The organism is Nesterenkonia sp. YGD6 (assembly GCF_022565895.1).
Lineage (GTDB): Bacteria > Actinomycetota > Actinomycetes > Actinomycetales > Micrococcaceae > Nesterenkonia.
Genome location: NZ_JAJOYY010000003.1, coordinates 1 through 16833, shown reverse-complemented (window position 1 = coordinate 16833; position 16833 = coordinate 1). Strand labels below are relative to the sequence as shown.

Genomic DNA, 16833 nt, shown 5'->3' with positions numbered 1-16833 from the left:
CTCCACGTCCTTCCCCGTGAGCGCAGAAGGTCGGGGGATACTTGGCGCATGCGAATCGCACTGATGCAGCACACCGCCCGACCCCTGGAGACCGAGCGCAATCTGGGCCTGATCGACGACGCCGCGGCGCAGGCGCGCGAGCAGGGGGCGCAGCTGCTGGTCACGCCCGAGCTCTTCGCCTTCGGCTACGTCCCGGCGCAGATCCGCGCACAGGTCGGCGCAGAAGAGGTCGACGCCGCCCGCGCCAGGCTGCGCGGCATCGCCCGGGACCGCGGGATCGCCATGGTGTGGTCCCTGCCTGGCGGTGAGGCACCGGATCAGCGCGGGATCACCGCTGATCTGGCCGATGAGCACGGAGAGGTGCTCACCAGCTATCAGAAGGTCCAGCTCTACGGGCCCGAGGAGAAGGCGGCGTTCGCACCGGGGAAGCAGCCACCACCGGTGATCAGCTGGCGCGGACTCAGACTGGGCCTGCTGGTCTGCTACGACGTGGAGTTCCCCGAGATGGTGCGGGCCGCCGCGGTCCGCGGCGCCCAGCTGCTGCTGGTGCCCACCGCCCTGGCCGGGGACGAGGCCTCCGTCCCTGGGATCCTGCTGCCCGCGCGCGCGCTTGAGAACGGTCTCGCCCTGGCCTATGCCAACCACTGCGGCCCGGAGGGTGGGCTGGTGTTCGACGGGCGCAGCGTCGTCGTCGGCCCCGCCGGTCAGCGTCTGGGGGAGCTCGGTGCGGAACCGGGGCTGCTGGTGGTGGATCTGCCCGAGATCACCGAGGAGTCAGCGCCCGGCAGCGCGGACTACCTGCAGGACCGGCGCGCGGACCTGCATCGTCACTGGCTCTAGCCGCTCAGTCCAGCCGCACCGGGGCCAGCTCATCCCAGACGTCACCCGGACCGGGATTCTCGCGGGTCGCGGCGCCGCCCAGATGGTGCAGCACCCCCCAGACCGCGTTCAGCGCGGTGGTCACCGCACCGTCGGCCCAGCCGGCGGTGAACGAGATGTCATCCCCGGCGAGGAAGACTCCGCGCTGGTGCTCGGGCAGTCGGTCCTGGACGAAGTGCCCGAAGAGCCGCTCCTGATAGCGGTAGTGACCGGGCAGGTTGTTCTTGAAGGCACCCATGAAGTTCGGGTCCGCCTCCCAGGAGACCGTGATCGGCTCACCGATCATATGCGCGCCGATGTCCACCCCGGGATAGATCTTCGCCAGCGAGTGCAGCATCAGCCGGGTCCGCTCGGCGGCGTCCAGCGGCAGCCACTTCAGGGCGTCGTCGTTCCAGGTGTAGCTGAGCAGGATCGCCGCGGGCCGGTCGGGGCCCTCATCCAGCAGGTAGGTGGCGCGGGGGAGCCGATCGGTCAGCGTCATAGACATCACCGGGCGCCCGGTCTCGGGGTCGACGTCCCGCCAGAAGGGCCGGTCCACCATCACGAAGGTCTTCGAGGAGAGCATGTAGTGGCTCTTCTCGATCGCGGTCCACATCGAAGGGGCGAAGAGGTTCTCATCGGTGTCGATGCGCGCCGAGAGCAGCCAGGACTGGCAGGTCACCACCGCGGCGGCGAACTCCTGGGTGCGGCCCCATTTCTCGGTCACCCGCACCCCGCCGCCGGGCAGCGCAGGGTTGGTGCCGCGATGGATCCCGGAGACCGCTCCGCGCGGGGCTCCGCCGTGCAGGGACTCCAGCGAGGTGCCAGGCGTCCAATGCTGCAGCTCGGAGGGGCGGTGCTTCCACAGCTGCACCGGAAGCCGCTGGGCGCCGCCGTCGATGCTGCGATGGTGATCATCGGCGCCGGTGAACACGACTCGCAGCACCTCGAGGATCGAATTCGTGAAGTCGGTGTCCCAGCCCCCGCTGCCGAACCCGACCTGGCCGAAGGCCTCCAGATGTTCGAAGCTCAGGTCCTTGAACGCCTGGGAGGAGGAGAGGAAGCCATAGAAGGACTCATCGTCGAAGCGCTCCACCAGCTGGTTCCAGAGCCGCTTCAACGAGGTGACATCGCGCTCGCAGATCGCCTGCTGCACGGCCGCCAGGTCCGCCTCCTCGGTGAGGGCGCGCTGCCAGGCGTGCGCCACCTCGGCGAAGAAGGGCGGCAGGTGGGTGGCGTCCTCGGCGTAGTGCGACTGGCCCTTGAGCTCGATGACCGTGGAGGGAGCCGCCGCGGTGAGTGGATTGGGGAACTCACGGGTCGGCAGACCCAGCAGGTCCACATAGTGATAGAACGCCTTTCCCGAGGTGGGGAAGCGCATCCCGCCCAGATCCGCCACCACCTCCGGTGCTGCGGCGAAGGACTGGGTCTTCAGCCGACCGCCGATCTCCCCGGCCTCGAAGATCACCGGCTTGAGTCCCAGCTTCATCAGCTCGTAGGCGGCCACGACGCCAGCCAGCCCGGCCCCGATGACGGCCACCTCGGTGCCCTGAGCCTGCTCCGGGATGGCGCCCAGCCCCGCAGGGTGCTGCAGGTAGTGGTCGTAGCTGAAGGGGAAGTCCGGATTCAGCATGGTGAGCGTCGCCTCCCCGAGGGCGGCGTCTGCGGGATCGGGGGTCTCAGGCAGCGGGCTGGAGAGCGTCATGAGGTCAGCCTATGTCTGCGAGACAGCGGTTCAGCTCTGCGTGACCAGAGCGAGCACCTCGTCGCGCACGGCTTCCATCTGCTCGGTGCTGTGGGCCTCGCCGTTGAAACGCAGGAACGGTTCGGTGTTGGAGGGACGCAGGTTGAACCACCAGGTGCCGTCCGTGGCCCGGACGGTCAGTCCGTCCATGTGGGAGATCTCCGCGTCGCGGTCGGCGAAGGCCGCTTCGACCCGTTCTGCCGCTCCGGCCTTGTCCTCGACCTCGGAGTTGATCTCCCCGGAGGCGGAATAGGGGTTGAACTCGGCGGCCAGTTCGCTCAGCGGCCGGTCCTGGTGACCCAGTGATGCGAGCACGTGCATGGCGGCGAGCATGCCGGTGTCGGCGTTGAAGAAATCGCGGAAGTAGTAGTGCGCGGAGTGCTCTCCACCGAAGACCGCCTGCTCCTCGGCCATGACTGCCTTGATGTAGGAGTGCCCCACCCGGGTCTCCACGGCGCGACCACCGGCCTGCTCCACGACCTCGGGCACCGCGCGGGAGGTGATCAGGTTATGGATGATGACGGGAGTCTCTTCACCCTCGGACTGGGCGCGGGTGATCTCGCGGCGGGCCACCAGCGCCGTCACCGCGGAGGGGGAGACGGGCTCGCCCAGCTCGTCGATCACGAAGCAGCGGTCCGCGTCGCCGTCGAACGCCAGACCGATGTCCGCGCCGGTCTCGCGCACCTTCGCCTGCAGGTCTCGGAGGTTCTCTGGTTCCAGCGGGTTGGCAGGGTGATTGGGGAAGGTGCCGTCGAGCTCGAAGAACAGCGGGGTGATTCCCAGCGGCAGGGCCGCCAGCAGGTCATCACCGAGCACTGCACCGGTGGTCAGCCCGGACATGCCGTTGGCTGCGTCGACGACGACCTTCAGCGGCTTGATCCCGGAGAGGTCCACCAGGGAGCGCAGGTATTCGGAGTACTGGGCCAGGATGTTGATCAGCTCCACCGAACCGGTCTCATCGACGGCGGGGATCTCCTCGGCGTCGAGGTAGGTCTGTGCGGCGTCGCGGATGTCCTCCAGCCCGGTCTCCGCGGAGAGCGGCACCGCGCCGGCCTTGGACATCTTCATCCCGTTGTACTGTGCCGGATTGTGACTGGCGGTGAAGACCACGCCGGGGGCCTCCATGGTGCCGGAGGCGAAGTAGAGCATGTCCGTGGAGATCAGACCCAGCTGGGTCACGTTCGCTCCGCGGGAGGTGGCCCCCTGGGTGAAGGCCGCCGTGAAGTCTGCGGAGGAAGCGCGCATGTCACCGCCCACCAGCACGGTCTGCCCGGCGAGACCGAGGACGTCGACGAATGCGGCGCCCACGGCACGCACCGACTCTTCGGTGATGGTCTCGTCCACAAGTCCGCGGACGTCATATGCCTTGAATGAGGCTGAAAGATCAATAGTCACGGGAATTATCGTACGTGAGCGGTGTTCATCTAGCTCGCGCCCAGGGGAACACACGTAGACTGGAGGTGTGGAAATACTGGTAGTCCTCGCAATCGGCGTCATGTTGTTCCTGGGCATCCGCATGCTCATGCAGCGTCAGGCCCAGAAGCTCAACGATGGCATCAAGGTCGCTGTGACGCCTGAGAACGCGCGCAAGGCTGCGCTCGCGCTCTCCGACGAACAGCACCGCGAGCTCTACCGCGCCATCGGCGCGGAGGACGGTCGGCGGGCGCTGGCCATCTTCAAGCAGTCCACCGGAGCGCCGATCAAGGACTGCATCATCGCGGTCCAGGCGCTGCACGCCCACCCCCAGCAGGCCCCCTCGGAGCTGCGGGCCGAAGACGAGATGAACGGGGCCGCCGGCGGCGCGGTCGCCAGCCCGATCGACACCCACGATCGGCCCGGCCCCGAGGACGAGGCCCTCGACGGTGAGCTGGTCGAAGACGCCATCGACGGAGTCCGCGATGACGCCGACTCCTCCGACCGTGACCCCTCCAAGCCCATCGGCGAGGCGGACCCGCAGACCGGCGAGATCCTCGGGGAGAACGCCCAGCAGATCCCGAACATCCCCGGCGGCGAGAAGCCCCGACGTGATGGTGATGCCCCTCGCGATGTCGATGAGCGCGCCAAGCGTCTGATGGATGAGTCGGGATTCAACCCCGAAGACGAACTCACCATCCCTGCGGACTGGGGTGCTGAGGAAGAGGAGATCGCAGGATTCCATCTGGAGGTCCAGCGCGGCGCTGAGAAGATCACTCTCTCCCACGATGACCTGGAGCCCTGGGTCCACGATCAGCTCTACGCGCTGCTGCGCGATGACCTGGTGGACGAGGCGGCCGAGCTGCTCTCTGCGCACTCGCCGCTGACCAAAGAGGAAGCCCGCAAGTTCCTTGTGGTCTTCAAGAACCAGACCTGATCCCAGACCTCCTGCAGAACCGCTGACGGAGACCTGACGTGCCTGAGGGAGATACCGTCTTCCGGCAGGCGGCCGTGCTGCACGCCGCCCTTGCCGGAGAGGTGCTCACGGCGAGCGATTTCCGCGTGCCGAAGTATGCGACCGTGGATCTCTCCGGCCGGACCGTGGAGCGAGTGATCGCCCGTGGCAAGCACCTGCTGATGCAGTTCGGTGATCTCACGGTGCAGTCCCATTTGAAGATGGAGGGGACTTGGCACGTCTACCCCCGCGACGCACAGGGGGCACGGCCTCGGTGGCGACGCCCGGCCCACACTGCGCGCTGCGTCCTGCGCACCCATGATCAGGAAGCCGTGGGCTTCTCGCTGGGGGAGCTGAGCATCTCCTCCCCGGCCGAAGCGCAGGAGAAGCTCGCCCATCTCGGCCCCGATCTGCTCGGCCCCGACTGGGATTCCACCGAGGCCTCGCGTCGGCTGCTGTCGGCCCCGCGGCGCAGCATCGGGGTGGCGCTGCTGGACCAGAGCAACCTTGCCGGCATCGGCAACGTCTTCCGCAGCGAGATCTGCTTCCTCGCCGGGATCCTGCCCAGTCGGCCCGTGTCTGAGGTGGCGGATCTTGCGCGGGTGATCGAGCTCAGCGAGAAGCTGCTGACTGTGAACAGGCTGCGCATCCGGCGGTGCACCACCGCCAATCCCACGTCAGGTCCGCCCTACTGGGTGTACGGGAGGGGCGGCAAGCCCTGCATGCGCTGCGGGACCCGGGTGCGCAGGAGCGAACTCGGAGAGGCTGAGCTGCGCGAAGCCGCGGTGGAAGACCGAGTGATCTATTTCTGCCCATCCTGCCAGTCCTGATTGCCCTGAATCCGGGTATCCCGGGATTCAGGGCAGCCCGGATTCAGGACTGGGCGGGGTCTGCGCTCGGGAACGTCGTGATCGCAGTGTCGAAGCAGTCGGCTTGCTCGGAGAGATCTCCGCGCAGACCTCCGGCGCGCAGTCGGCGTTCATGATCGCCTGGATCATGTATCTGGCAGCGGTGGCCGGGACGGCTTCGTGCGATCACCTTCGCGGACCGCGCAGAAGCAGCCCCGAGCGGCTAGCGCTTATCGAGCGCCTTCTCATGGTGGGCGGCCTCGGCGCCGGTCTTCTCCGACTCCACCAGGTAGACCGGGTCCTCCGCGGAGGCGCGGAAGGTCTGGTCCTGGAACTTCAGATCCTTGGTGTGCTTGGAATTCACGGTCCCGTGGGTCTTGCCCTGCGGGGTGTTCCAAGAGACCTTGTCGCCTTCTTTGAGCGCCATGGGTGGTGCCTGCTCTCTGCTGCGCTGGAGGGTCAGTCGGCGTCGTCGAACTTCTCGCGGTTCGCCCAGGTCTCACCCGGGTCGCCGCCCCAGGCGTCCCAGGCGACCCGGCCCGGGCTGGGGTAGCCGGCCTCGCCGTGGTGGAAGCCCTCGGCGTCACGGTCCACGGTGTGCCGCGCGAAGTACTGGCGCATCTTGTGGATGTGCTCCACCGGCAGCTCAGAGCCCTCGGCGAGCTCCTGGGCCCGGTGGCGTCCGGTGTCGGTGAAGCCCTTGCCGGCCTTGCCCTCATCGATCCAGCTCAGCGCGCGTTGGGCGGCGTGCTGGACGTCCTGCGGGGGAGTGTGCCCGGTCATGGGTGACCTCCTGGGTAGGGTCTGCTCGGACTTCACTGTACTGGTGTCGCGGATCCGTTCACCAGCAACCCTGGGAAGAGAGCTGAGCGCAGAGTCACAGGTCAGTCGTTGCCAGGCCGACGACGGCGGCTGACCAGGATCACTGCCAGCAGCGTGGAGAGCAGGTAGACGACGCCCACGGCGAGCCAGCCCAACGTGAAGCCTCCGCCCGAACTGATCAGCAGGCCCATGCCGAGCGGACCGATCGCGAATCCGGTGAACATTCCGGCGGTGACCACTCCGCTGGAGGAGGCCATCTTCGCGGAGGGGATGCTGCGCAGCAGCACGCTCATCAGCACCACCGAGACGCCGAGGGCCGAGGCGCCGTGGAGCACCACCGCGGTCCAGAGCAGCGGGGACCAGCCGGTGGCGTCGGCACCGAGGAAGGCGCCGACGCCGGCCAGCGCGGTCAGTGCCAGTATCAGCAGCAGCAGCGGCCCGGAGGTGCCTCGAGCCATCACCCGCGCCCACCCGATTCGGGCGGTCACCCCGACCACACCGGCGACGGCGGCGGTGGCGCCGCCGAGGACCAGCGAGAAGTCGAGCTCGCGGACCGCGAAGAGCGGGAGGTAGACGTTGGTCGCCTGCACGCCGATCCCATTGAGGCAGCCGAACGCCGCCAGTGCCCAGACCGCGGCGGAGTGCCCGCGGGGTGGGCCTGGGGTCTCCGAGGATGCGTCGGACGTCGCTGGGGCATTCCGAGTCGGATGCAGCAGCGGGACGGTGCGCAGGATGCGCCAGGTCAGCACCAGCAGCACCAGCGGGAGCAGGGCGGCAAGCAGCGCGGTGCCGCGCCAGCCGATCAGCACCGCCAACAGCGGGAAGCTCAGGCTGGCCACCAGCTGGCTGACCTGGACCCCGGACTGTTTGACCCCGACCCAGCCGATGCGTCTATTCGCCGGCACCCGCTCCAGCAGGATCCGATTGGTGACTCCATTCGGGAAGGACTGGGCGACCCCGGAGAGGCCGGCGGCGACGATGAGCACCATGTAGCCGCCGGGGACCCCGGCGAGACCCAGCGCCACGGAAGCGATCAAGAAGATCACTGTCATCAGCGCGAGATCCGAGTGACGGTCAGCCAGTCGTCCAAGCGTGGCATTGCCGACCGCGGCGCAGGCGAAGCAGACGGTGGCCAGCAGCCCGAACTGCGCCTCGTTGATGCCGAGGTCGGTGATGATCTCTTCGCTGGTGGCGCTGAGCCCGTAGAGCAGCAGCGGGCCGACGGCCACGGCGCCGAGCAGGATGCTCAGCAGTCCCGGCCCAGCCGATTCCTTGCGCATCCGCACCTCCGCTTCACCACCGGTGTCCGCGTGGTCGGGGCGGGACGAACTTTTCAGACCTGCTTCGAGAACCTGAGTGGGGTCCCGGCCGCGGGACCCCACCTTCTCATTGAGCGGAGCGCGTGGGATTCGAACCCACGGTGCGGGGTTGCCGCACACTGGTTTTCAAGACCAGCTCCTTCGGCCGCTCGGACAGCGCTCCTTGGCATTTCAGCCGACATGGAGCTCTCCAGCGTTTCGTGGAAAACTCCAGACACAGACTATACGTGAGTCCCAGGGACGGATCGAGTTGAGGAGCGAGAGCATGCGAGCAGTGCAGTACAGCGACGCCGGTGGACCAGAGGTCATCGCCCTCGCCGAGCAGGCAGACCCCACGCCGGCAACCGGGCAGGTGCTGATCGAGGTCGCCGCCGCGGGACTGAACCGTGCTGACGTGATGCAGCGCCTCGGGGTGTATCCGCCCCCGAGGGGCGCCTCCGAGATCCCCGGGCTGGAAGTCTCAGGCCGAGTCATCGCCGCAGGTCAGGGCAGTGGTGTCATCGTGGAGGAGCTGATCGGCAAGGCAGTCGTGGCGCTGCTGGCCGGTGGCGGCTACGCCGAGAAGGTGGTCGTCGATGCCCGCCATGTGCTGCCGGTGCCAACCGGAGTCAGCCTCACCGACGCCGCAGGTCTGATCGAGGTGGCCGCCACCGTGCACTCGAACCTGCGCGGCGAAGCTCAGGTGAAGCCGGGGGACACCGTGCTGGTCCACGGCGGGACCGGAGGGATCGGATCCTTCGCACTGCAGTATCTGCACGGGCTCGGAGCGGAGGTGCTGACCACCGTAGGTTCCGCGGACAAGGCGAGCCTCGCCGTCGAGCTCGGGGCGGACCACGTCATCAACTACCGCGAGGAGGACCTCGGCGCACGGGTCCAGGAGCTCACCGAGGGCCGCGGGGTGGATGTGATCCTCGACGTCGTCGGGGCGAAGTACCTCGAGACCAACCTGCGCTCACTGGCCACCGCCGGGCGACTGGTGATCATCGGGCTGCAGGGTGGACGCACCGCCGAGCTGGACCTGGGGCTGATGCTGGCCAAGCGGCTGCGCATCATCGCGACCACCCTGCGCTCCCGGGACGCCGAGGCCAAGGCCGAGATCGTGCAGGCCGTGGGTGCCGAGATCTGGCCGCTGATCGAATCCGGGCAGATCAGGATCCAGACCGACAAGACCTTCCCGCTGGAGCAGGCCGCTGCGGCGCATGAGTACTTCGACTCCGGCACCCACACCGGCAAGGTCCTGCTGACCATGACGTGATCGACCCCTGTTGCGTTGAGGGAGGGCCGGATTCGATAGACTCTCGGGCATCATGATGAAGCTCTTTCCTCGCCGCCGCCGCGTCCGCCGCCTCGACAAAGAGCTGGGCAAGGGACTGTGGCGGCAGGCCCACGATCGCTACGTGCGCGGCCTGAACCGGTACCACCAGGTGATCGAGGGCGTGAAGGACGACGCGGCCTACAGCCAGCTGGTGCTGGTCGGCGATGAGCTGGCCGAGCAGCTGGACACCGTCTACGAGCTCTGCCGCAAGGCGCAGATCAGTCATTTCAGCGACGGCCTGCAGGTGCCCGGCGGGGCCACGAAGCTGCATTCGTCGCTCTCGCGGGCGGCGAATCACCTGGCCACCACCGCAGAGGCCGCCGCGATGGTGCGGCTGGGTCACGGTGAGCTGGTGGCTGTGCGCCGTCGCGCCGATCAGGTCAAGGATTCACTCAAGGACGCCTCGGAGTCCGCGGTCTGAGTTCGGGTGTGACGCCGGACCGTACCGTTCGCTCGGCGTTCAGCGAACGGCGTCGCTCAGCAGCCCGGCGAACCGGCGGCCGACGTCGACCAGCGAGACCCGGTGCAGACCGTCGATCTCTGCGTGGCTGAACCAGCGCACATCATCGGTGGACCCCTCCGGCTCCACCGTCAGTGACCCGCCGGTGATCCGCGCCCGGTAGATGATGCGCAGATTCTGCAGGGGTGTGCCGCGCTGGCTGTCATGGATCCGGCGCTCCCCGGGAATGATGAAATTGTCGATGCCCAGCAGCTCCTCGACCTCGGCCTCGTAGCCCGATTCCTCGAAGACCTCCCGGACGACGCCGTCGGCGGGGTCCTCGCCCGGGTCGAGGCCGCCACCGGGCAGAGTCCAGCCTTTGGCGGTCCCGCTGACATGCCAATGCGGCAGCAGCATCCGCCCATCGTGGTCGGTGATGACGGCATAAGAAGCTACTCGAAGGTCCATATTTGCACTGTAACACCGGGCGATGTCTGCCCGCGGGGCTAGGCTGAGCGCGACCGAGAGGCAGGCAGATGAGACCGATTCAAGGCCCCAGACTTCGCGCGTCCCGACTCGAGGACCTCGCGCCGGGCAGCGCTGCAGCCCTTGAGTGCACCGGCCAGGGAGACCGCATCGTCCTCGAAGACGCCGACCTGAGCGGCATCGATCTCTCCGGCGGCAGACTCACCGAGTGTCTCCTGCGGTCCGTGACTCTGATGGACGCCGACCTCTCCGCCGCCTCGGTGGTCGAATCTCACTGGGAGCGGGTGAACGCGCCGCATCTGAAGGCTCCGCGGTCCACCTGGCGGGAGGTCGTCATGGACGGCAGCCGCTTCGGCGTCGCGGAGCTCTATGACGCCGGGATCAGCGGGCTGGTGCTGCGCGGGTGCAAGCTTGATCTGGTGAACCTGCGCAACGCCGTGATCGCCGACGTCTTGTTCGAGAACTGCACGATCGCCGAGCTGGACATCTCCGGCGCCCGCGCCACCCGGGTGAGATTCTCCGACTGCACCGTGGGAACCCTGGAGGCTCGTGAGGCACGACTGAAGGACGTGGATCTGCGCGGCGCCCGGCTGAGCCGGATCGTCGGGCTGGCCGGGCTCAAAGGCGCGGTGATCAGCGAGGAGCAGCTGGTGGAGCTGGCCCCCGCGCTGGCGGAGCACCTCGGTCTGCTGGTGTCCGAGGCGCCGCGCTGAGCCTCAGGCGTCTGCGACGGCCATCGCGGTGGCTTTCGCGAAGGGACCGACGCCGACCAAGGTGGCGGACGCCGTGCCGGTCCAGTCCCCGTAGCCGAGCAGATAGAGCCGAGGGTCGGCAAGGACCTGTGTCTTGGACGGTCCGCCGACGCGAATATGACCGTGCGCATCCCGCAGGCCGAGAGGCTGAAGGTGATGCAGCGCGGGGCGGAACCCGGTGCACCAGATGATGACGTCCGCGTCCTGGGTGTCATCGTTCTCCCAGGCCACCCCGGTGGAGGTCAGGCGCGTGAACATCGGGCGGGCTGTGAGCGCGCCGCGGTCTCGCGCCTCACGCACGGAGGGGATCATCACGATGTCGCCGAGCCCGGCGACCCCGGCGTGCTCACGGCCCTCTTCCAGTGCGCGGATGCGGGCGGTGGCTGCGGCGAAGAGCGCCCGGCCGTCGACGTCGTCGGGCAAGAACCTCGGTGGGCGGCTGGACACCCATGTGGTCTCAGCAACCGTGGAGACTTCGGCCAGAATCTGGGCCGCGGAGTTGCCTCCGCCGACGATGATGACCCGCCGACCCTCGAACTCCTCCGGGTTCTTGTAGTCCGCGGCGTGCAGCTGCTTCCCGGAGAAATCGCGCATGCCGGGGTAGACCGGCCAGAACGGTCGTTCCCAGGTGCCCGTGGTTGAGATGACGGTCTGCGCGGACAGGGAAAGATCGTCACCGGTCAGGAGCATCCGTCCCTGCGGATCCTGATCCTCGGTCTTCACTGCGGTGACCCGATGGGGGCGACAGACGTTCAGCTCATAGCGCTGTTCGTAACGGGTGAGGTAGTCCACGACGTGGGAGCGCGGCGGGTATCCGTGCGCGGACTCGTCCCAGGTCGGCATCATCCATCCGGGCAGCGAGGAGGAGGACGAGGGCGAGAAGATGCGCAGCCCGTCCCACATGCGAGGCCAGGCGCCGCCGGGGCGGTCGGCGGCATCGATGATCACGAAGTCTTCACCCGGCGTGAGGCCGGCCCGGCGAAGGTAGAAGCCCGTGGCGAGTCCTGCCTGGCCCCCGCCGACGATGGCGACCTGCACATGGGCAGGTGGTTGTGGCGTGGGACCCTGCGCTGGGTCGGGCTGTTCAGTCACTCGGTTCCGTCCGGGAGATCGCTGCGACACGCCACCAGGTCACCCGCGGGGGCGAGGGCGCCTGCCAACAGTTGGAGCGCGTCGGGAGCCACGCGGTAATAGATCCACTTGCCCCGTCGTTCACCGCGGGTCAGGCCAGCGTCCACGAGGATCCGCATGTGGTGCGAGACCGTCGGCTGCCCCAGGCCTATCGGGCCGGTCATCTCGCAGATGCACGCTTCGCCCTCCGGTGCCGCGGCGATCATCGAGAGCAGCTTGACCCGGGTGGGGTCACCGAGTGCCTTGAACACCCGGGCGAGCGTCTCGGCGGTCTCATCATTGACGAGGCCGCCGGTCACGGGCACGCAGCAGGCGGCGAGCTCGTCGGGTCGGATCGCGGGAAGAGTTGTGGGCACACCCCTATTCTGGCTGACATATTGACATTTGTCGATGCGTGGCTGACAGTGGTGGCAGGCAGTGAATGTATCGATGTTCTTGAATATGAGGAGGAGTGGATGATGAGTGATCTTCCCGTCGCAGTGATCGGTGCCGGACCCCAGGGGATGGCCGCAGCAGCGCACCTCTTGGAGCATGGTCTCGAGCCCCTGGTGCTGGAATCGGGTCAGAGCCCGGCGTCTGCCGTCTCCGAATGGGGACACGTGCGGCTGTTCTCGGCATGGCCCGAGCTGATCGACCAGGCCTCGGCCCGTCTGCTGGAGCCCACCGGATGGACCGCGCCCCAGGAGGGCTACCCCACCGGGGCGCAATGGGTTCAGGATTACCTTGCACCGCTGGCGAAGGTGTTGGGTGGCCGCGTCCGATGCGATGCGCGGGTCACTGCGGTCTCGCGCAAGGGACGGGATCGGTTGGTCGACGCCGACCGGGCAGCCCAGCCATTCACCATCCATATGATCGACTCCGCGGGCAGGGAGTCGCGCGTTCAGGCCCGCGCGGTCATCGACGCCTCCGGCAGCTGGCGGGTCCCGAACCCCGCCGGCGCAGACGGCGTGCCCGCCCTGGGTGAACGTGCGGCAGCTGATCTGATCACCTATCAGGTGCCTGATCGGGCAGAGCCCGCGCGGTACGCCGGCAGGCATGTCGTGGTCCTCGGGGCAGGCGATTCAGCCTTCAACGCTCTCCACGAGCTCGTCCAGATCGCAGAACAGCACCCTGACACCCGAATCACCTGGGCGATCCGCCGAGTGGTGAGCGAAGGGACCTTCGGCGGGGGCGCCGCCGACGAGCTGCCCCAGCGTGGTGCACTGGGCCAGCGCGCGAAGCAGGCGGTCGAATCCGGCGCCGTAGAGCTGGTCACTGGATTCAGGACTGCCGAGGTTCGTCGGACCGGTGAGCAGCTGGTGCTGATCGACGAGGATGGGCGTGAGCTGCCCGCTGCAGACGCTGTGGTGGCGCTGACCGGGTTCCGGCCAGACCTGTCCTTCCTGTCCGAGATGCGTCTCGATCTCGATCCGATCCTGGAAGCGCCGCGCCGTGTTGCGGCCGAGATCGACCCCAATATTCACTCCTGCGGCTCCGTGCAGGCCACTGGCGCCGCCGACCTGGCCCAGCCTGAACCTGATCTGTACCTGGTCGGCATGAAGTCCTACGGTCGAGCCCCGACCTTCCTGGCACTGACCGGCTATGAGCAGGTGCGCAGCGTCGTCGCCAAGCTGGCCGGGGACCACGAAGGCGCGGCTCGGGTCGAGCTGGAGCTGCCGGACACCGGTGTCTGCGGCGGTGCGGGCGACTTCGACGCGCCAGAGAGCACCGGTGGAGGCTGCTGTGCTCCAGCGCCCGAACCGCAGCTCATCTCGATCGGCCGCGCACCGGCCGACGCCTGATGTCAGACGCAGCGAGCCCCTCCCGGACTTTCCTGGGAGGGGCTCGCTGCATTGATTCTGCGATTGGTCACGCGGCTGAGCTGCCGGAATCGAGTTCGGCGAGGTGAGCTGCCACGTGTTTCGCATCGCGGAGCGCGCAACATGCTGCTGTTCGCGCAGGACCTGCGCGCGACCGGAGAGCTCCGCCATGACCTGGACGACCGGCAGGTCGCAGATATGTGGACGCGCGCTCTGACCGCCCCGGCGCGATGGTCGCCTGACGTCCGAGATCGTGGCCAGAGCGCGACGTTGTAGCGGGACAGCTGGTCAGGCGGCACCGTCCGAGCAGCTCGTCGGCGACTCGAACCGGGATCTCCTACCGAGAGCTGGGGCGGGGGGTCTGTGGTCCGAGACCTGCACGCATCCGGGCAGTGTCGGAGTGCTCCGTCACGAAGCCGGCTCCCTCGTCCCGCCAGGTCACCTCAGCCCCGGCGCGACGCTCCCTCCACCGCGACGGCAGTTCCTCCGTCGTGAGCATGGGCCCCCAGTGCCGTTCGCAGTGACTTCAGCCCGTAATACATTCTTGTCCGTAAGGTCGCGACCGGAACCCCCGTCTGTTCCGAAAGCTCCTGATAGCTTCTGCCGTCTAGTTGCACGGCGACAATGACCTCCCGGTGCTCGGAGGTGAGGGTGGCCAGGGATTCATACAGGACGAGCCGCTCCACGATGAGCAGGTCTTCCGTCACCGGCTCGCTCGCCCATTCGATCTTCTCCGCGTCCGAGGGCGCCGGGCGCCGGGCGCGCGCCCGGAGGCAGTCGATGATGAGGTTCCGCTCGATGGCGAACAGCCAGGTCCGCACCGAGCCGCGCGAGCTGCTGTATCGCCCTCTGCTGCGCCAGGCTCGGATGAACGCTTCCTGCACGCAGTCCTCCGCCTCGGCCCGGTCACCCAGCGCGTTGAACGCGTGCGCGAAGAGGGCCCCTCCGTGCGCGGCGTAGGACTCAGTGACATTGAAGTTCGTCTCAGCTGCTGCACGCACGGGAGACACCTCCTCGAGGTCCAGCGCATCCAGCGCCGATCTCCGGAGGGGGACATCCCTGCGCGGCAGGTGCGACCTCCACCGCGACCCCGAGCTCAGTCAACAGATCCACGGCAAGAAGTTTCAGGTCTTCTCGCTGTTCAAGGTTTGGTTCCCTATGACGGCCGGTGCGGCCGGATAGCGACTTTTCGGAGAAACTGCGTTCAAAAGGGGGATGAACAAGCATGAGGAGGATCCCTTACTGCTCTCGGGGTCGTGTCCGGTGCAAGGGACTCGCCGAGAGCGATTCGGCTATTCACGATTCGAACGATGCCTTCAATAAGCAGTCAACTGCCGTGTCTTGACTACGTGAAGGGACTTAGGTCCCAACGTGAAACGCCTAGGGCGTTCTGGAGGCTCTGGTCAGTACGGTCGGACGGCCAGTCGGTTGTCGATCCGGGTCACGTTGGGGCAGGCCCAGGTCGCCAGACCTGCCTGTTTCTTCTGCGCCAGAGATGTCACATGCCCGGTCAGGATGGCGGTGTCGCCCAAGATGGTGACCCTCACGTCGCGGGCGTCGAGCTGCGGGTTTCGCAACATGGCGTTCTTCAGCCGCTGTTCAGCGTTCTCCGCAGGCGTGCGGTCGATCAGGGTGATCTGGTTGTCCAGAGATTTCACTCCGCAGAGGTCTTGGACCGCCAGCTGGGCGGCTTCGCGTTGAAAGTCCCAGTCCACCTCACCGGTCAGGGTGATGTGGCGGTTCAGCACCTGAGACTTGACTGCCCGGGGCACAGCGGTGTCGCAGGTCAAGGCTCGCTCAACGGTTCTGCGGATATCGGAATCTGCGACCCATTGCGAAGCCACCGGGTTCACGACCACTCCGTCAGTACTGTCACCCTGGATGCATCTTGATCCGGGGTTCCCTTGAGATCCACTGCCGCTGCGGTCTGGAGGGCGCGGTCCGTGGGAGTCTCGGCCGTTGATGCGAGCTGCATAGACGAACTCCTCTGGTCACTGCCCACAGAGCTGCGGGTCTAATGCCACTGTGGTCTAAGGGCTCGGCATCCTGTAGGGCCGGAGGTCCCACCGTCTCTGCATGGAAACTTCTCCCGCATCTCGACGGCGGGCTCTGGCCTAGTTGTACTCAGCCACGAGGCTGTTGACAGCGAGTGATGGGCGGATGGCCTCCAAGGGCGCTGTGTCGGCGCCGGTGGTTGTAGAAGTCTAACCACGGTCTAAGAGCTGCCGTCCGATCAGCCGTTGAGGTGTAGCGGCACCGATAGGCCCACCCCTCCTGCAAGGTTCTGTTGAACCGTTCGGCCTTCCCGTTCTGCCACGGGTGTCGAGGTTTGGTCCGTAGGTGCTTGGCTCCGAGTCGGCCCATCACCGATTGGAATGCTTGGGACCGGGTGTAGGCCAGCGCGTTATCAGTCATCACACGCTTCACCGGGGCCCCGTGGGCGGCCATGAAGACCGCCGCTCGGGCCAGGAACTCCGCGCAGGTCTGCCCGGTCTCATCGCGCAGCGCCTCGGCGTAGGCGAGCCGGGAGTGATCATCAACGGCCACGTGGACGTAGTCGAAGCCCACTTGCTGACGCCCGGTGTTGTGGACTTCGCGGGTCTGACCTGATTGTGCCCTCCAGCCTCCACCGGCCGGGATCCGGCCGATCTTCTTCACATCCACATGGATCAGATCCCCGCGGGCTGAGTGTTCGTAGCGGTGCTCGGTGGCGCGGCCAGCACGGATCCGGTCTCCGGTGATCGGGTCCAGTTCCCAGAGCCGGGGCCACCCGGCGCGGGCGATGATCCGTGAGATCGTGCGGGCCGGAACTCCGGTGCGCACGCTGAGGTCCGCGGGTCCTTCACGGTGGTGTTCGCGGGCTTCGAGCACCTGGGCGACCTTCGCAGGGGTGGTGGCGCCGGGGCTTCTGCGTGGTCGGGAGGACCGATCGATGAGCCCGGCGGGGCCTTC

General features: G+C 67.4%; 18 protein-coding genes and 1 tRNA gene. 7 read left to right on the top strand and 12 right to left on the bottom strand.

What is annotated here, in order from left to right:
• Window positions 1–48: 48 nt before the first annotated feature.
• Window positions 49–840 carry a carbon-nitrogen hydrolase family protein gene (locus LTI14_RS05320; protein ID WP_241475986.1) on the top strand — a complete coding sequence of 264 codons (792 nt, stop codon included), beginning with the start codon at window positions 49–51 and terminating at the stop codon, window positions 838–840.
• 4 nt (window positions 841–844) lie between these two features.
• Here the strand turns inward: LTI14_RS05320 and LTI14_RS05315 are convergent, their stop codons facing one another.
• Together LTI14_RS05315 and LTI14_RS05310 are read right to left on the bottom strand one after the other, a co-directional pair.
• Window positions 845–2563 carry a flavin monoamine oxidase family protein gene (locus LTI14_RS05315; protein ID WP_241475985.1) on the bottom strand — a complete coding sequence of 573 codons (1719 nt, stop codon included), beginning with the start codon at window positions 2561–2563 and terminating at the stop codon, window positions 845–847.
• Window positions 2564–2593: 30 nt separating this feature from the next.
• Window positions 2594–3997: a phosphomannomutase/phosphoglucomutase gene (locus tag LTI14_RS05310; RefSeq protein WP_241475984.1), complete on the bottom strand. Its 1404-nt coding sequence runs from the start codon at window positions 3995–3997 to the stop codon at window positions 2594–2596.
• Between the two features lie 67 nt (window positions 3998–4064).
• Between LTI14_RS05310 and LTI14_RS05305 the strand changes: the two genes are divergently transcribed.
• Together LTI14_RS05305 and LTI14_RS05300 are read left to right on the top strand one after the other, a co-directional pair.
• Window positions 4065–4952, top strand: a complete 888-nt coding sequence (locus LTI14_RS05305) for a hypothetical protein (protein ID WP_241475983.1) — start codon at window positions 4065–4067, stop codon at window positions 4950–4952.
• Window positions 4953–4990: 38 nt separating this feature from the next.
• Complete coding sequence (locus LTI14_RS05300; RefSeq protein ID WP_241475982.1) at window positions 4991–5800, top strand: DNA-formamidopyrimidine glycosylase family protein; 810 nt, start codon at window positions 4991–4993, stop codon at window positions 5798–5800.
• A 241-nt stretch (window positions 5801–6041) separates the two neighbouring features.
• Here LTI14_RS05300 and LTI14_RS05295 read toward each other — a convergent pair whose 3' ends face one another.
• From LTI14_RS05295 to LTI14_RS05280, 4 genes are all read right to left on the bottom strand, one after another.
• Complete coding sequence (locus tag LTI14_RS05295; RefSeq protein WP_241475981.1) at window positions 6042–6245, bottom strand: DUF2945 domain-containing protein; 204 nt, start codon at window positions 6243–6245, stop codon at window positions 6042–6044.
• Window positions 6246–6277: 32 nt separating this feature from the next.
• A complete protein-coding gene (locus LTI14_RS05290; protein ID WP_241465238.1) occupies window positions 6278–6601 on the bottom strand; it encodes a hypothetical protein in 324 nt (107 codons plus the stop codon).
• Window positions 6602–6702: 101 nt separating this feature from the next.
• A complete protein-coding gene (locus LTI14_RS05285) occupies window positions 6703–7920 on the bottom strand; it encodes an MFS transporter (protein ID WP_241475980.1) in 1218 nt (405 codons plus the stop codon).
• 114 nt (window positions 7921–8034) lie between these two features.
• Window positions 8035–8122 (bottom strand) — tRNA-Ser (locus tag LTI14_RS05280).
• A 102-nt stretch (window positions 8123–8224) separates the two neighbouring features.
• On the opposite strand from LTI14_RS05280, the gene LTI14_RS05275 reads away from it, so the two are divergent.
• Together LTI14_RS05275 and LTI14_RS05270 are read left to right on the top strand one after the other, a co-directional pair.
• The gene (locus tag LTI14_RS05275) at window positions 8225–9214 is read left to right on the top strand and encodes an NAD(P)H-quinone oxidoreductase (RefSeq protein WP_241475979.1); all 990 of its coding nucleotides are present in this window, start codon (window positions 8225–8227) and stop codon (window positions 9212–9214) included.
• Window positions 9215–9266: 52 nt separating this feature from the next.
• Window positions 9267–9695 carry a hypothetical protein gene (locus LTI14_RS05270; protein ID WP_342357723.1) on the top strand — a complete coding sequence of 143 codons (429 nt, stop codon included), beginning with the start codon at window positions 9267–9269 and terminating at the stop codon, window positions 9693–9695.
• 39 nt (window positions 9696–9734) lie between these two features.
• Here LTI14_RS05270 and LTI14_RS05265 read toward each other — a convergent pair whose 3' ends face one another.
• Entirely contained in the window at window positions 9735–10181 is a 447-nt protein-coding gene (locus LTI14_RS05265; RefSeq protein ID WP_241465235.1) for an NUDIX hydrolase, read from the bottom strand.
• Window positions 10182–10249: 68 nt separating this feature from the next.
• Between LTI14_RS05265 and LTI14_RS05260 the strand changes: the two genes are divergently transcribed.
• Complete coding sequence (locus tag LTI14_RS05260) at window positions 10250–10912, top strand: pentapeptide repeat-containing protein (protein ID WP_241475978.1); 663 nt, start codon at window positions 10250–10252, stop codon at window positions 10910–10912.
• 3 nt (window positions 10913–10915) lie between these two features.
• Here the strand turns inward: LTI14_RS05260 and LTI14_RS05255 are convergent, their stop codons facing one another.
• The gene (locus LTI14_RS05255) at window positions 10916–12043 is read right to left on the bottom strand and encodes an ArsO family NAD(P)H-dependent flavin-containing monooxygenase (RefSeq protein WP_241475977.1); all 1128 of its coding nucleotides are present in this window, start codon (window positions 12041–12043) and stop codon (window positions 10916–10918) included.
• Complete coding sequence (locus LTI14_RS05250) at window positions 12040–12438, bottom strand: ArsR/SmtB family transcription factor (protein ID WP_241475976.1); 399 nt, start codon at window positions 12436–12438, stop codon at window positions 12040–12042. The genes LTI14_RS05255 and LTI14_RS05250 overlap by 4 nt, the downstream gene beginning before the upstream one ends.
• 99 nt (window positions 12439–12537) lie before the next feature.
• Here LTI14_RS05250 and LTI14_RS05245 point away from each other — a divergent pair, with 99 nt between their 5' ends.
• Complete coding sequence (locus LTI14_RS05245; RefSeq protein ID WP_446740378.1) at window positions 12538–13863, top strand: NAD(P)-binding domain-containing protein; 1326 nt, start codon at window positions 12538–12540, stop codon at window positions 13861–13863.
• A gap of 461 nt (window positions 13864–14324) precedes the next feature.
• Here LTI14_RS05245 and LTI14_RS05240 read toward each other — a convergent pair whose 3' ends face one another.
• From LTI14_RS05240 to LTI14_RS05230, 3 genes are all read right to left on the bottom strand, one after another.
• Window positions 14325–14882 carry a sigma-70 family RNA polymerase sigma factor gene (locus tag LTI14_RS05240; protein WP_241465230.1) on the bottom strand — a complete coding sequence of 186 codons (558 nt, stop codon included), beginning with the start codon at window positions 14880–14882 and terminating at the stop codon, window positions 14325–14327.
• A gap of 402 nt (window positions 14883–15284) precedes the next feature.
• Window positions 15285–15725: a BON domain-containing protein gene (locus tag LTI14_RS13230; RefSeq protein WP_342357731.1), complete on the bottom strand. Its 441-nt coding sequence runs from the start codon at window positions 15723–15725 to the stop codon at window positions 15285–15287.
• Between the two features lie 280 nt (window positions 15726–16005).
• On the bottom strand, window positions 16006–16833 hold an 828-nt coding region (locus tag LTI14_RS05230), incomplete at its 5' end, for an IS481 family transposase (protein WP_241475974.1).

Coding starts and splice junctions, on each gene's coding strand:
- LTI14_RS05320 (WP_241475986.1), top strand. CDS start 49: ATGCGAATCGCACTGATGCAGCACACCGCCCGACCCCTGGAGACCGAG.
- LTI14_RS05315 (WP_241475985.1), bottom strand. CDS start 2,563: ATGACGCTCTCCAGCCCGCTGCCTGAGACCCCCGATCCCGCAGACGCC.
- LTI14_RS05295 (WP_241475981.1), bottom strand. CDS start 6,245: ATGGCGCTCAAAGAAGGCGACAAGGTCTCTTGGAACACCCCGCAGGGC.
- LTI14_RS05290 (WP_241465238.1), bottom strand. CDS start 6,601: ATGACCGGGCACACTCCCCCGCAGGACGTCCAGCACGCCGCCCAACGC.
- LTI14_RS05285 (WP_241475980.1), bottom strand. CDS start 7,920: ATGCGCAAGGAATCGGCTGGGCCGGGACTGCTGAGCATCCTGCTCGGC.
- LTI14_RS05275 (WP_241475979.1), top strand. CDS start 8,225: ATGCGAGCAGTGCAGTACAGCGACGCCGGTGGACCAGAGGTCATCGCC.
- LTI14_RS05270 (WP_342357723.1), top strand. CDS start 9,267: ATGATGAAGCTCTTTCCTCGCCGCCGCCGCGTCCGCCGCCTCGACAAA.
- LTI14_RS05265 (WP_241465235.1), bottom strand. CDS start 10,181: ATGGACCTTCGAGTAGCTTCTTATGCCGTCATCACCGACCACGATGGG.
- LTI14_RS05260 (WP_241475978.1), top strand. CDS start 10,250: ATGAGACCGATTCAAGGCCCCAGACTTCGCGCGTCCCGACTCGAGGAC.
- LTI14_RS05245 (WP_446740378.1), top strand. CDS start 12,538: ATGATGAGTGATCTTCCCGTCGCAGTGATCGGTGCCGGACCCCAGGGG.